This window comes from Curtobacterium sp. MCBA15_008 (assembly GCF_001865065.1).
GTDB lineage: Bacteria > Actinomycetota > Actinomycetes > Actinomycetales > Microbacteriaceae > Curtobacterium.
The window spans coordinates 13,892-27,270 of sequence record NZ_MJGN01000001.1; the positions used below are offsets into that span (position 1 = coordinate 13,892).

The following is a 13,379-nucleotide window of genomic DNA, read 5'->3' on the forward strand; positions in this document are numbered from 1 at the left end:
GCACCGCATGACCACACTCCACGTCGTCGTCGACCAGGTCGTCGCCCCGGTCCCGGGTGGCATCGGTCGCTACGCGGAGGAACTCACGCGGCACCTGATCGACAACGCTCCGGCGGGGTGCGACGTGGCCGGCATCGTGTCCGCCGTCGGCAAGGACGAGCTCGCCCACATCCGGACGCTGCTGCCCGGACTGTCCGACCTCGACCGTCTCGCACTCCCCCGCCGCGAGCTCTCGCTCGCTTGGCAGGGCGGGTTCGTCGGCGGCGTCGGCAAGGGCATGGTGCACTCGCCGAGCGTCCTCGCGCCGCTCGTCAAGCACGACCGGTTCAGCGACCCCGGTCGGCAGACCGTCGTCACGGTGCACGACACCGTCCCGTGGACCAACCCGGAGACCCTGACCGCGCGCGGGGTGCAGTTCCACCGCGCCATGATCAAGCGGGCGTGGAAGCACGCCGACGCCGTCGTCGTGCCGACCCACGCGGTCGCCGGCGCCCTCAACCAGATCCACCGCTTCGACGACCGGCTCCGGGTCATCGGGGGCGCACCGAGCGGTCGACTCCGGATCCCGGTCGACGCCGACCTCCGTGCCGAGCGACTCGGGTTGCCGGAGCGGTACGTGCTCGCCGTCGGCACGCTCGAGCCGCGGAAGGGGCTGACCTACCTCATCGAGGCGATGGCCCACCCCGACGCACCGGCCGACATCCCGCTCGTGATCTCCGGTCCGGAAGGGTGGGGCGACGTGGACGTGTACGGCACCGCCGAGCGCGCCGGACTCGCGCGCGACCGGGTGAAGGTCCTCGGCCGGATCGACGACGCGGACCTCGCGGTGGCGTACGACCGCGCGACGGTGTTCGTGTTCCCGAGCCTGGCCGAGGGGTTCGGTCTGCCCGTGATCGAGGCGATGAGCTTCGGCACCCCGGTCATCCACTCCGACGACGAAGCCGTGCGCGAAGTGGCCTCGGACGCTGGTGTGACGGTCGCACGGGATCCGCGTGACTCCTACCCCGAGCGCCTGGCGCAGGCGGTCTACCAGGTCGTCAACGACCCGTTGCTCGCCGGGCAGCTGGCGGTCGCCGGACCGGACCGGGCGCGGATGTTCGACTGGAAGGACTCGGCCGCCGAGACCTGGCAGCTGCACGCCGACCTCTGACCGGCGCAGCCCGCACCGCGAAGCTCACACTGCTCAGCCCGCACCGCTCAGAGCGAGTCGCGCAGGCGCTGGGCCTTCTCCTCGACGAGATGCTCGAGCCCCTCGGCGTACTCGGCCAGCCGTGCCGCGACACCGGCGTCCGACGAGCCGATGATCCGCGCCGCGAGCAGTCCGGCGTTCGCGGCACCGTTGATCGCCATCGTCGCGACCGGGATGCCGGCCGGCATCTGCACGATCGAGAGCAGTGAGTCCAGGCCGTCCAGCCGAGCGAGCTGCACGGGGACCCCGATCACCGGCAGCGTCGTCATCGACGCCACCATGCCGGGCAGGTGCGCCGCGCCACCGGCACCGGCGATCACGACACGGATGCCGCGGTCTGCAGCGCCGCGCGCGAAGCGGGTCATCTTGTCCGGGGTGCGGTGGGCCGAGACGACGTCCGCCTCGAACGGGATGCCGAGCTCGGTGAGCATCTCGGCCGCGGCACGCATGGTCGGCCAGTCGGAGTCCGACCCCATGATGATCGAGACGAGCGGCTGGACGGGGGCTGCGGTGTCGGTCACGGCACGAGCCTAGCCGAGCAGCACGGACCGCCAGGTGTCCCCGTCGTGGCCGATCAGACGCTCGGAGCGCACCCACCCCGCCGCGGTCGGGTCGGCGGTCCCGGAGGCCACGGCCGCGCGGACGGCGTCCCGCCAGGCCACGACGTCGTCCGGCACCGCGACGACGCCGTGCTCACGAGCCACGCGGTACGAGGGACGGTCGGACACCACGGCCGGCAGCTCGAGCGCGGTGTACTCGATGGCCTTGAGGTCGCTCTTCGCCCGGTTGAACTCCTCGTCACGGAGCGGTGCAACACCGGCACGCCAGCGCTGTCGGTGGTCGACGAGCCAGCGCGCAAACGCCGGGTAGTGGCCGTCCGGCACCTCGACACGGCGGTACCAGTCCGGCTCGTCGGGGTCCTCGGTGACGCCGATGACCTCGAGGCGGATCGGGACCCCGTCGGCATCCGTGAGGTCGGTGAACACGTCGCGGAGCAGTGCGAGGTCGGCGCCGTGCGTGAGCGTTCCCATGTACAGGACGCGGTGCTCGTCCGCGGGTCGCACGTCGTCGTCGAGGGGCTCCCCCGGCGTCCAGATCGTCGGGTCGAGGGCGTTCGGCACGACGACGACCCGGCGGGCGATCGGACGGACCACCGCGGCGAGCTCCTCGGTGCTCACCACCACGAGGTCGGCACCCCGCACGAGGGCGTCGATCGAGGCGAGCCGGTCGGGGTCGTACTCGGCCCGGGCCAGGCGGTCGCGACCGGAGTCGGTGAAGAAGTCGTCGTCGACCTCGGCCGCGACGCGGATGCCCCGGGAGGCGGCGGCGGCGAGGAACGGTGCGACCAGGTCACGCGGCAGGATGTCGCGCTGCACGAGGATCGCGGCGTAGTCGGTCTGGTCGCCGCCGTCGACGAACGCGGTGGGATCGACCTGCCGGACCTCGGCCGTCCCGCCCCGCGCCAGGTGTTCGATCCGTCGGACGACCCGCACGTGGGCGGACGCCGGGTGCGCCCCGTCGGCGCCCGCCACGACGTACCCGAGGACGGGCAGTGGTTCCGGTGCGGGTGCGGGCACGGCCGTCGGCGCACCGCTGACGGCACGGCGGAGTCGACCGGCAGCACGGCGGAGGAGATGACGCGGCATGCAGCCATCCTCCCGCACGCCCCGCGCGCCGGTGCACGCCCGGGTCAGCGCACCGTGACCGTCTTGCACCCCATCGACGCGTTCCCGCCGGCGCCGATGCCGACCGCGGTCAAGCAGACGCTCCGCTTGCCGCTCGGCACGGGCACGGTGGCCGCGAGGCCGTGGTTCCGACCGGCGCGGTAGACGCGGTCGACGTCGGGGCGGAGGCCGTTCGCCGCGAAGGTGCCGACGGTCTTGCCGGCCACGGACACCCGGACGGTGACCGGCTTCCGCAGGTCGTCGCGGTCGAAGGCCCACCCGCGCACCGTCACGCGCCGTGTGCTGCCGGACGCCACCGACTCGAAGTGCACGGTCGGTGCCACGGCGGGCGCCTTCACGGGCGGCTTCGGCGACGCGGTCGCCGTCGGCTTCGGCGCAGTGGTCGGCTTCGGCGCAGTGGTCGGCTTCGGCGCAGCGGTCGCAGTCGGCTTCGGCGCAGCCGTCGCCGACGGCGACGCGGCCGGGGCCGCGACCGGTGCCGCCGGCGCCGCAGCGATAGGCGTACCGAGTCGAGCGTTCGCCACCAGTACCTGCGCGAACGACGACCACCACTTGCCCGCGGCCGGCCCACCGTTGCACGTGCCGTCGCTCGCGCCCGGGGTCTTCACCCAGAGCAGCGCGTCGAGCCCGGTGCCGTCCGACACGGTCCGCGGCGAGGTGCCGAGCCCGGACCCGGGCCCGTTGCACCAGGTCCCGCGCCACCCCTGCCCGTTCCGCGAGGTGTCGATCACGTAGTGCGAACCGCCCGTCGCCGCGGAGACCTTCTCGGCGTACGCCTGCTCCTGTGCGGTCGGGTAGTAGTTCGCGACGTTCGTGAAGAAGCCGCGGGCCTGCTGGACCCCGGCGCTGTTCAGCCGGGAGGCCATCAGCGCGGGCTGCACCCAGTTCGAGTTCCCGGCGTCGAGGTACGCGGGGATCCCGGCCGCGGTGAACGCGGCGACCTCGCGGGACAGGATCCGGTAGCGCTGCGCGTCGAGGGCGTCGCTGCACGCCGCGTTGCTGAGCATCGCGAGGGAGTCCGGCTCGACGACCACCGCGGCGCGGTGCCCCGCGAGGCGTGCCACGATCTGGTCGACCCACGCGTCGTAGGTCGCCTCGTCGAACCCGCCAGCGGAGTACCCGCCGCAGTCGCGGTGCGGGATGGCGTAGGTCACGAACACCGGCGTGGTGCCGGTGCGCTCGGCCCCGGCGACGGCGGCGTCGATCGTCTTGGTGAGGGTCGCGCCCTGGGTCCAGTCGCCGAGCCAGGTCGCCACCGGGTACTGCGCGATGGTCTTCGCCGCGGCGGCGCCGGCCGGGTCGCTGGTCGCCAGCGCGGTCACCTGCTTCGCGGCCTCGCTGGTGTCCGACCGGTACGGGCCGGCGGCGTACAGCGTCGCGGACGACGCGGCGCGCATGCTCGTGGCGGTGGTCGCCCCGCTGGCGGCGACGGGCGTGAGGACACCAGCGGCGAGCGCGACGAGTGCGCCGGCTGCGCCGATGGCGGTGGTGGTCGTGGTGCGGCGCGGTGCGCGGCGCATGTGCTGCTCCCTGTGTGGACGGTCCCCTGACCGGTCCATGGGAGCACGTGCTCCGCGGCCCCGTACACACGCCAGATCGGGTGCCACCCGACCGGGTGTCCGCCGTTCGGCGGACCGACCGGCGGGCCCCGGCGGACCGACCGCCGGGCCGACTGGCGGACGGTCAGCGGCCCTGGGGGCGACCGTGGGACGGCCTGGAGGCGCGTGGCGGGCCCGTCACGCGCCTCCAGGCCGTCACCGGCCACGTCCGCCAGCGACGCGTCAGTCGTCGAAGTGCGCCGCGGCGGACCGTGCCCGGTAGGTGACGTCGTCGAGGTCGTCGCCGAGGACCGTCACGTGACCGATCTTCCGGCCGGGCCGCGGGGCCTTGCCGTAGAAGTGGTACTTCGCCTCGGGGAAGGCCTCGAGCGCCCCCGGGTAGCGGGCGGCCAGGTCGCCGTCCGCCGGGCCGCCGAGGACGTTGACCATGACGGCCGCCGGGGCGTGCCCGCCGGTCGCACCGAGCGGCAGGTCGAGCACCGCGCGGAGGTGCTGCTCGAACTGGCTCGTGGTCGCGCCGTCGATGGTCCAGTGCCCGGTGTTGTGCGGGCGCATGGCGAGCTCGTTGATGAGGATGCGCTCGTCGTCGGTCTGGAAGAGCTCGACCGCGAGCACCCCGGTGACCCCGAGCTCGGTCGCGATGCGGACCGCGATGTCCTCGGCGGTGTCGGCGAGTCGTCCGGCGCTGTCCGGCGCGGGTGCGAAGACCTCGGCGCAGACGCCGTCGCGCTGCACGGTCTCGACGAGCGGCCAGGCCACGACCTCGCCGGAGGGGCGCCGAGCGACGGACTGCGCGAGCTCGCGGGTGAAGGGCACGAGTTCCTCGGCGAGGAGCGCCTGCCCGCCGCCCGCCTCGGCGACGGCGATGAACCAGTCGGCGACGTCGGCCGGGTCGGTGACGACGCGGACGCCCTTGCCGTCGTACCCGCCGCGTGCGGTCTTCACGACGGCGCGGCCGCCGTGGTCGTCGAGGAACGCCTGCAGCTCGTCGGGGTCCTGCACCGCGGCCCAGTCCGGCACGGGCAGCCCGAGCTCGGACAGCCGGGTGCGCATGGTGATCTTGTCCTGCGCCACGGCGAGCGCCTCCGGGCCGGGACGGACGGCGACCCCGGCGTCGACGAGGGCACGGAGGACGTCCTGCGGCACGTGCTCGTGGTCGAACGTGACCACGTCGACCTGACGCGCGAACGCCAGCACGGTGTCGACGTCGTGGTAGTCGCCCTCGGCGGTGGCCGCGATCGCGGCGGACATGCCCGGCCCCTCGGCCAGCACCTGGATGTCGAGTCCGAGCTCGACCGCGGCGGGCACCATCATCCGTGCCAGCTGTCCTCCACCGATGACCCCGACGCGCAACGCCATGCTGTGTGTTCCTTCCGTCGTTCTCACCGTGCGGGGAGAGCGCCCTGTCTACAATCGCTGTTCGGGTCGCACCTTCGCGCGACCGCTCGAGGCGTGCACTGCACGACCAGCGACAACTCTACGGACCATGGAGAACCCGTGCGGCGACTGATAGCCCAACTGGCGCGCTTCGGCGTGGTCGGCGCCGTCGGCTTCGTCGTCGACACCGTGATCTTCAACGTGCTGCGTGCGACGGTCCTCAGCCCCGACGACGTCCACTCCGGGCCGTTCTGGGCGAAGGTGATCTCGACCGTCGTCGCGATCTTCGTGAACTGGATGGGCAACCGCTACTGGACCTTCCGCGACCAGCGCCGGTCGGTCGCCACCCGCGAGGGCGTGGAGTTCGTCATCGTGTCGCTCGGCGGCATGGTCATCTCGCTCGGCTGCCTCGCGGTCTCCCACTACGTGCTCGGTCTGACGTCGGCGCTGGCGGACAACGTCTCCGGCAACGTCATCGGCCTGCTGCTCGGCACGGCCTTCCGGTTCTGGCTCTACAAGGCCTGGGTGTACCACCCGGAGCGCAGCACCACGGCCGAGCCGGTGGACGCTCCCCGCGAGCCTGCCACGACCGAGGTGTCCGAGGTCTCCGGCCAGTAGCATCGTCTGGCCGCGGACCGAGCGGCACGCCCGCGCCACCGACTCCAGGAGCCCGTCCGATGCACCGCGTCCCGCACCCCGCCGTCACCCGGCGCGAGGGACTCGGCGTCGCACTCCTGACGGCGGTGTTCGGCCTCTGGCTCGTGCTCTGGGCCCTCGTCGTCCCCGTCTTCCAGGCGCCCGACGAGCCCGCGCACTTCGACGCCGCCCTGCACGTCGCCACGGGCGGCGGCTGGCCCGCACCCGGTGCCCTGCACGTGTCGAACGCCGTGGTCGCGGCGCAGCAGGAGCAGGCGGCCGCCGCGGGCTCCTCCGATCCGGCCACGGGGGCGTCCACCTGGTCGACCACGAGCGAGCTGCTCGCCGCCCACCCCGGTGACTCGGCGACCGTGAACCAGATGACGCAGCACCCGCCGACGGCCTACGCGATCGACGCGCTCGTGCTCCGCGCGGTGCACCACGGCTCGCTCCGGTGGGACCACGCGGTCCTCGCGCTCCGGCTCTTCGACGCGCTCCTCGTGACACCCCTCGCGCTGCTCGCCTGGGCCGCGGTCCGTCGGGTCACCCGCTCGACGCGCACCGCGCTCCTCGCGCCGCTGGCGCTCTTCGCGACCCCGCAGCTCGCGTCGATCGGCGCGTCGGTGACGAACGACGCCCCGGTCCTGCTCCTCGGCGCCGCGGTCGTCTGGCTCGCGGTCCGGCTCCTGACGGGCGACCTCCGGCTGCGAACGCTCGTCGCGCTCGGCGTGGTCACGGCGGCACTGGTCTGGACGAAGGGCACCGGGCTGCCGGCCGTGCCGTTCGTCGGCCTCGTCGCGGTCGTCGCCGGTGCCGGGGTCCTGCCCCTCGCCCGGCGGCTGCTCCGCACCCTCGTCGTGCTCGGCACCACCGCGGTGCTCGGCTCGTGGTGGTGGCTGCACAACCTCGTGACGTTCCACCGCCTCCAGCCGGACGGGTACGCCGCGCTCCGGCCGCCCGCCGACTTCCCGCCGGGTGAGCACCCGTCGGTCCTGCACTTCGCCGACGTCAGCTGGGGCACGATCTCCCGCACGTTCTGGGGCAGCCCCGGCCAGCGCGCCCAGGTCAGCATCGGCGACCTGCTCACCGCCGTCCTGACGATCGTCGCGGTGGTCGTCGTGGTCGGCTGGGCCTTCCGGCGGCCGCGATCCGGTCCGGACACCCGGGCGACCGCCTGGTGCCTCGCCGTCCTCCCGCTGCTGCTGCTGGCGCTGCAGACCGCCAGCAGCGCCCGCGCCTACCTCGACACGACGCAGGTGGCCGGCACGCAGGGTCGCTACCTCTTCCCCGCGCTGCTCGCCCTCCTGGTGCTCAGCGCGCTCGCGTGGCGACGCCTCCCCCGGACGGCCGGCGGGCGTCGGGCGCTCGCGTCCGGCATCGCCGTGGTCGCGCCCGGCATCGGCGTGTACGGCCTCGCCGTCGTCGCGAGCTGGTTCTGGAACGCGGCCCGGTCCCCGCTCACGGCCGAGGGCATCGCGCGGTACACGGCGACCGGCCCGGTCCCGTTCGCGCTCGTGGTCGTCGTCGCGACGCTGGTCGCCGTGGGCGTCGCGCTGGCGGTCGTGCAGGTGGCCGCGGACACCCGGCCTGGAGGCACGGATCGCCTGCCGACGTCGTCCCGCTCCTGAAGACGGTCGGCTGCCGGCCGAGAACGACGAAGGCCGCACCCGTGGGTGCGGCCTTCGTCGTCGCTGGGTCGCTGCGGTCAGCGCCCCATCCCGCGGTAGGTGAAGCCGGCGGCGACCCAGGCCTCGCGGTCGAGGCAGTTGCGGCCGTCGACGACGACCGGCACCGACACGAGCGCGGCCGCGGTGGCAGCGTCGAGCTCGCGGAACTCGTTCCACTCCGTCAGCACGAGCACGAGCTCGGCGTCGCGCAGGGCATCGGTCGCTCGCTCGACGTACTCGAGCTCCGGGTGGATCCGACGCGCGGTGACGACCGCCTCCGGGTCGTACGCCGCCACCGAGGCACCCAGTTCGTGCAGTCGCGCCGCGATGTCGAGCGCCGGCGAGTCGCGGACGTCGTCCGAGTTCGGCTTGAAGGCCAGGCCGAGCACGGCCACGCGCTTGCCCTGCACAGCACCACCGAGGAGCTCCTGCGCGAGCTCGACGACGTGCGCACGCCGACGCAGGTTGGTGGCGTCGACGTCGGCGAGGAACGCCAGCGACTCCCCCACCCCGAGCTCGTTCGCACGGGCCTGGAACGCGCGGATGTCCTTCGGCAGGCACCCGCCGCCGAAACCGAGGCCGGCGTTCAGGAACTTCCGGCCGATGCGGGCGTCGTGGCCGATGGCGTCGGCGAGCGCGGTGACGTCGGCCCCGGCGACCTCGGCGATCTCGGCCATCGAGTTGATGAACGAGATCTTCGTCGCGAGGAACGCGTTCGCGCTGATCTTCACGAGCTCGGCGGTGGGGAGGTTCACGACGAGGCGGGGCGTGCCGGTCGCGAGTGCCTCGGCGTAGACCTCGTCGAGGGCGTCCACGGCACGCTGACCGGCCTCGCCCTCCGGCACCCCGTACACGAAGCGGTCCGGGGAGATCGTGTCCTGCACCGCGAAGCCCTCACGGAGGAACTCGGGGTTCCAGACGAGCGTCGCACCGGGCACGGCGGCGTCGACCTCGGCTGCGAGGCGCGCGGCGGTCCCCACCGGCACCGTCGACTTGCCGACGACGAACTCGCCCGCGGACAGGTGCGGGATCAGCCCGGCGACCGCGGCGTCGACGTAGGTGAGGTCCGCGGCGCCGGTCGGTCCCTGCGGGGTGCCGACGGCGAGGAAGTGCACGCGGGCACCAGCCACCTCGGCCATGTCGGTCGTGAAGCGGATGCGTCCGGACGCGAGCGCCTCGGACAGGATCTCGGGGAGACCGGGTTCGAAGAACGGGGCCTCGCCCGCCGCGAGCCGCTCGATCTTGACCGGGTCCACGTCGACGGCGACGACGTCGTGCCCGAGCTTGGCCATGGATGCGGCGTGCACGGCACCGAGGTACCCGCAGCCGATGACAGAGATTCGCACGGGAAGACGCTACCGGGTCCACGCCGGAGTTCCACCCAACGGGCTGGGAGTCGGTTCCGGTCCGGCCTTTCGTGCTCAGGGGCGGACGTCGCCCCAGCGCGGCCGGTCGGCACCGCCGACGATCTCGTCCCAGTCGGGCTGCCGGTGGCGGCGACGGGCCTCGTGCGCCTCGACCATGTCGTGCAGCACCGCCACGACGAGGTCGGCGTAGGGCACGTCGGCCAGGACCACCGCGGGCTCGTCCCCCGGGAACACGAGCACGTCCCCGGAACGGAACACGCCCTGCAGTCCCCGGCGCCGGACCGTGACGTCGTAGCCCCGGGAGTGCAGGAGCTCCCGCCGGGTGCGCGTGCCGAGGCCGTGGACGACGACCAGGCGCCTCGTCGTGACCACGTACCGCTCGGACATCCACCGGAACAGCGGCAGCGCCCCGCCGAGGAACAGCAGGAGCAGCACGAGCCCCGCGACGACGGCGTTGAGCCAGGCCAGCTCGGCGCGGAAGACGCCGAAGCCGAACCCGCCGGCGAGCGTGACGAGCACCACGAAGACCGCGGGCCGCACGAGCCGACGCGCGTGCGGCCGCAGGCGCGCGACGACGCGTTCGGGCGGTGGCTCGTCGGTCATGCGGTCATGCATACCGCAGGTGGGTGAGGTCCCCCACCGCGACGCCCCTGGAGATCCCCTGTCGATCCCGGATCGTGATGCGGCCCTCGTCGTCGATGCCGGTGGCGTCGGCCTCCACGTGGGTGCCGTCGGGCAGCTCGATCCGGACGCGCTGCCCGATCGTGCCGCAGGCCGACCGGACGTGGGACCGGACCGTCTCGGCGTCCGGACCGCCCGCGACCAGGGCGGCCACTGCCTCCAGGACGGCGCGGTGGAAGGCGACCAGGACCCGGTCGGCGAGCTCGTCGGCGGTCCCGGCCGCCCCCGCGATCGTGAGCGAGGTCGACGTGGGGGTCGGGAGCCGGTCCGCGGGGATCGTGAGGTTCACGCCCGCGCCCACCACGACACTGCCGTCGGCGGCGACCTGGCAGAGGATGCCGCACACCTTGCGGCCCCCGACCTGCACGTCGTTCGGCCACTTCACGGCCACCTCGTCGTCGTCACCGGGCAGCACCGCGGCGACCACGTCGCGCATCGCCGCACCGGCCACCAGCGGGAGCCAGCCGCGGTCGCGCTCGTCGAGGTCGGCACGGACGAGCAGGCTGACGGCGAGGGCCTCGCCGGCCGGGGCGGTCCACGAGCGGTCCAGCCGGCCACGTCCCGCCGTCTGGTCGAGCGTGACGAGCACGCTGCCGTGCGGCTGCTCCGGCGCGACCGCGAGCAGGTCGGCGTTCGTCGAACCCGTCGTCGCCGGCGTGGTGAACACGGCGCCGGTCGCGGCGACGGCAGCTCGGCTGGTCGGGAACGACGGCGACGCGGGTGTGGACATGCACGCAAATGTACGGGCAGGAACCGTGGGGGTCCTCCAACCGACCGCGTCGTCACCGCCGGTAGGGTGAGCGGGTGACTTCAGGAGACACCCCCGATCTCTCGACGACGGCCGGCCGGCTCGCCGACCTCCGCGAGCGGTACCACGAAGCAGTGACCGCCGCGGGCGAGGCCGCGATCGCCAAGCAGCACGCCAAGGGCAAGGGCACGGCGCGCGAACGGATCGAGCAGCTGCTCGACGAGAACTCCTTCGTGGAGTTCGACGAGTTCGTCCGCCACCGCACCACCGCCTTCGGCATGGACGCCAAGCGGCCCTACGGTGACGCGGTCGTCACCGGCGTCGGCACCATCCACGGCCGGAACGTCGCGGTGTACGCGCAGGACTTCACGGTCTTCGGCGGCTCCCTCGGCGAGGTCGCCGGCGAGAAGATCATCAAGGTCATGCAGCACGCCATCAAGACCGGTGTGCCGATCATCGGCATCCTCGACTCCGGCGGCGCCCGCATCCAGGAGGGCGTCGTCGCCCTCGGCAAGTACGGCGAGATCTTCCGCCTCAACACCCAGGCGTCCGGGGTCATCCCGCAGCTCTCCATCGTGATGGGCCCGGCGGCCGGCGGTGCGGTGTACTCCCCCGCCCTCACCGACTTCGTGATCATGGTCGACAAGACCAGCCACATGTTCGTCACCGGGCCCGACGTCATCAAGACCGTCACCGGCGAGGACGTCGGCTTCGAGGAGCTCGGCGGTGCCCAGACGCACAACGCCGTCTCCGGGGTGGCGCACTACCTCGCCGAGGACGAGAGCGACGCCCTCGACTACGCCCGGTCGCTCATCGGCTTCCTGCCGGACAACAACCTGTCCGACCCGCCCGCGTACGACGTTGCACCGGAGCTCGAGACCACCGACGCCGACCACGAGCTCGACGTCGTCATCCCGGACTCGGCGAACCAGCCGTACGACGTCACGACGATCATCGAGCACCTCGTCGACGACGGCGAGTTCCTCGAGGTCCAGCCGCTCTTCGCGCCGAACATCCTGATCGGCTTCGGCCGGGTCGAGGGCCGCACGGTCGGCATCATCGCGAACCAGCCGCAGGCCATGGCCGGGACGCTCAACATCGACGCCGGCGAGAAGGCGGCCCGCTTCGTGCGGTTCTGCGACGCGTTCGGGATCCCGATCCTCACCCTCGTCGACGTCCCGGGCTACCTGCCCGGCACCGACCAGGAGTGGACCGGCGTCATCCGTCGCGGCGCGAAGCTCCTCTACGCCTACGCCGAGGCCACCGTGCCGCTCGTCACCGTCATCACGCGCAAGGCCTACGGCGGTGCCTACATCGTGATGGGCTCGAAGCAGCTCGGCGCCGACATCAACCTCGCGTGGCCGACCGCCGAGATCGCCGTCATGGGTGGTCAGGGCGCCGTCAACATCCTGTACCGCGCCGAGATCAAGCGCGCCGAGGAGTCCGGCGAGGACGTGGCCGCCGTGCGCGCCAAGCTCGCGAACGAGTACACCTACAACGTGGCGTCGCCGTACCTGGCGGCCGAGCGCGGCGAGCTCGACGGGATCATCCAGCCGCACGCCACCCGCGTCTCGGTGATCAAGGCGCTCCGGGCGCTCCGCGGCAAGCGGGCCTCGCTGCCGCCGAAGAAGCACGGGAACATCCCGCTGTGATGCTGCGCACCCGTTCCGCGGAGGACGTGCACTGATGGGCCGCTACGCCGCTGCCGTCCCGGCTGTCCCCGCTTCCCCCGCCTTGCCCGCCGAGGAAGCCCCTTCGGTCGGAGCGGACGTCCGCGTCGTCTCCGGCGATCCGACGCCCGAAGAGCTCGCCGCCGTCGTCGCCGTCCTGCAACGACAGGCGGACGAGGCGGCGTCGCTCGGCCGGCCCGAGGTCATCGTCTCGCCGCGCACCGGGTGGGACGTGTCCGCGCGCGGGCTGCGCCGGCCGCTCGAGCACGGAGCCGGGGCCTGGGCGCGCTCACTGCGCTGAGGCCGCCAGCGTCCGTCTTGCGCACGACCGCGCGTCGACGTCGCCGGGGTCTTGCGCGACCCGGTACGAACGGGTGACCATGTACCCCTGGGTATCGAGACACCCGCAGCGTTGCAGGGTGCACTTCCCGGTCGGTCTCCCCTCAGACGGGGGACATCTGTGGTCGACGGAGTCTGAAATCGCACGATTTGTCCCCCATAATGACGACTGACAGACCAGTTGGCGGCAGGCATAGTAGTTGTTGTTCGGTGTCCTTCTACGAAGAACATCGCAGGCGGTGGCCGACTAGGGTACGAAGCCACCACCAGCTACGAGTCAGGGCGATATTCGGGTTGTCGCTCAGACTCGGGTCGTGAACGGGCCGGTCGGATTCCGACCGGCCCGTTCCCCATTTCCGGGCGTGTGCGGCTGCTGGCGCCGCGTCGGGCGGTCGTCGTCGTCGTCGTCGTCGTCGAAACATGTACACGCATGTTGCGACCCCGCACCAGTCGATCGACGC

The 13,379-nt window shown here is 72.9% G+C and carries 12 protein-coding genes; 5 read left to right on the forward strand and 7 right to left on the reverse strand.

All coding sequences use genetic code 11. The features are described 5' to 3' along the window. Positions 1–7 precede the first annotated feature (7 nt). Positions 8–1,150 carry a glycosyltransferase family 1 protein gene (locus BIU96_RS00060; RefSeq protein WP_071290587.1) on the forward strand — a complete coding sequence of 381 codons (1,143 nt, stop codon included), beginning with the start codon at positions 8–10 and terminating at the stop codon, positions 1,148–1,150. Positions 1,151–1,197: 47 nt separating this feature from the next. On the opposite strand, the gene purE is transcribed toward BIU96_RS00060, so the two are convergent. The 4 genes from purE to BIU96_RS00080 form a co-directional block, all read right to left on the reverse strand. Further along, on the reverse strand, positions 1,198–1,665 hold the full coding sequence (gene purE / locus BIU96_RS00065; protein ID WP_083402552.1) for a 5-(carboxyamino)imidazole ribonucleotide mutase: 468 nt from the start codon (positions 1,663–1,665) through the stop codon (positions 1,198–1,200). 54 nt (positions 1,666–1,719) lie between these two features. Then, positions 1,720–2,835, reverse strand: coding sequence for a hypothetical protein (locus BIU96_RS00070; RefSeq protein ID WP_071290589.1), 1,116 nt, complete (start codon positions 2,833–2,835; stop codon positions 1,720–1,722). Positions 2,836–2,879: 44 nt separating this feature from the next. Next, positions 2,880–4,394 carry a glycoside hydrolase family 6 protein gene (locus BIU96_RS00075; RefSeq protein WP_071290590.1) on the reverse strand — a complete coding sequence of 505 codons (1,515 nt, stop codon included), beginning with the start codon at positions 4,392–4,394 and terminating at the stop codon, positions 2,880–2,882. A gap of 261 nt (positions 4,395–4,655) precedes the next feature. Beyond that, the gene (locus BIU96_RS00080; RefSeq protein WP_071290591.1) at positions 4,656–5,792 is read right to left on the reverse strand and encodes a 5-(carboxyamino)imidazole ribonucleotide synthase; all 1,137 of its coding nucleotides are present in this window, start codon (positions 5,790–5,792) and stop codon (positions 4,656–4,658) included. Between the two features lie 138 nt (positions 5,793–5,930). Here BIU96_RS00080 and BIU96_RS00085 point away from each other — a divergent pair, with 138 nt between their 5' ends. Both BIU96_RS00085 and BIU96_RS00090 read left to right on the forward strand, forming a co-directional pair. Beyond that, a complete protein-coding gene (locus BIU96_RS00085) occupies positions 5,931–6,428 on the forward strand; it encodes a GtrA family protein (RefSeq protein ID WP_083402525.1) in 498 nt (165 codons plus the stop codon). 59 nt (positions 6,429–6,487) lie between these two features. Further along, positions 6,488–8,074: a DUF2142 domain-containing protein gene (locus BIU96_RS00090; protein WP_071290592.1), complete on the forward strand. Its 1,587-nt coding sequence runs from the start codon at positions 6,488–6,490 to the stop codon at positions 8,072–8,074. A gap of 77 nt (positions 8,075–8,151) precedes the next feature. On the opposite strand, the gene BIU96_RS00095 is transcribed toward BIU96_RS00090, so the two are convergent. The 3 genes from BIU96_RS00095 to BIU96_RS00105 form a co-directional block, all read right to left on the reverse strand. Next, positions 8,152–9,459: a UDP-glucose/GDP-mannose dehydrogenase family protein gene (locus BIU96_RS00095; protein ID WP_071290593.1), complete on the reverse strand. Its 1,308-nt coding sequence runs from the start codon at positions 9,457–9,459 to the stop codon at positions 8,152–8,154. 75 nt (positions 9,460–9,534) lie between these two features. Further along, entirely contained in the window at positions 9,535–10,083 is a 549-nt protein-coding gene (locus tag BIU96_RS00100) for a PH domain-containing protein (protein WP_071290594.1), read from the reverse strand. A 4-nt stretch (positions 10,084–10,087) separates the two neighbouring features. Next, a complete protein-coding gene (locus BIU96_RS00105; RefSeq protein ID WP_071290595.1) occupies positions 10,088–10,891 on the reverse strand; it encodes a biotin--[acetyl-CoA-carboxylase] ligase in 804 nt (267 codons plus the stop codon). A 74-nt stretch (positions 10,892–10,965) separates the two neighbouring features. On the opposite strand from BIU96_RS00105, the gene BIU96_RS00110 reads away from it, so the two are divergent. Next, positions 10,966–12,561 carry an acyl-CoA carboxylase subunit beta gene (locus BIU96_RS00110; protein WP_071290596.1) on the forward strand — a complete coding sequence of 532 codons (1,596 nt, stop codon included), beginning with the start codon at positions 10,966–10,968 and terminating at the stop codon, positions 12,559–12,561. Between the two features lie 34 nt (positions 12,562–12,595). Continuing rightward, entirely contained in the window at positions 12,596–12,880 is a 285-nt protein-coding gene (locus BIU96_RS00115) for an acyl-CoA carboxylase subunit epsilon (RefSeq protein ID WP_083402526.1), read from the forward strand. Positions 12,881–13,379: the final 499 nt, after the last annotated feature.

Excerpts from the sequence above, each read along its gene's own strand:
- BIU96_RS00060 (WP_071290587.1), top strand. The coding sequence starts at position 8 with ATGACCACACTCCACGTCGTCGTCGACCAGGTCGTCGCCCCGGTCCCG.
- purE (WP_083402552.1), bottom strand. The coding sequence starts at position 1,665 with ATGGGGTCGGACTCCGACTGGCCGACCATGCGTGCCGCGGCCGAGATG.
- BIU96_RS00070 (WP_071290589.1), bottom strand. The coding sequence starts at position 2,835 with ATGCCGCGTCATCTCCTCCGCCGTGCTGCCGGTCGACTCCGCCGTGCC.
- BIU96_RS00075 (WP_071290590.1), bottom strand. The coding sequence starts at position 4,394 with ATGCGCCGCGCACCGCGCCGCACCACGACCACCACCGCCATCGGCGCA.
- BIU96_RS00080 (WP_071290591.1), bottom strand. The coding sequence starts at position 5,792 with ATGGCGTTGCGCGTCGGGGTCATCGGTGGAGGACAGCTGGCACGGATG.
- BIU96_RS00090 (WP_071290592.1), top strand. The coding sequence starts at position 6,488 with ATGCACCGCGTCCCGCACCCCGCCGTCACCCGGCGCGAGGGACTCGGC.
- BIU96_RS00100 (WP_071290594.1), bottom strand. The coding sequence starts at position 10,083 with ATGACCGACGAGCCACCGCCCGAACGCGTCGTCGCGCGCCTGCGGCCG.
- BIU96_RS00105 (WP_071290595.1), bottom strand. The coding sequence starts at position 10,891 with ATGTCCACACCCGCGTCGCCGTCGTTCCCGACCAGCCGAGCTGCCGTC.
- BIU96_RS00115 (WP_083402526.1), top strand. The coding sequence starts at position 12,596 with ATGGGCCGCTACGCCGCTGCCGTCCCGGCTGTCCCCGCTTCCCCCGCC.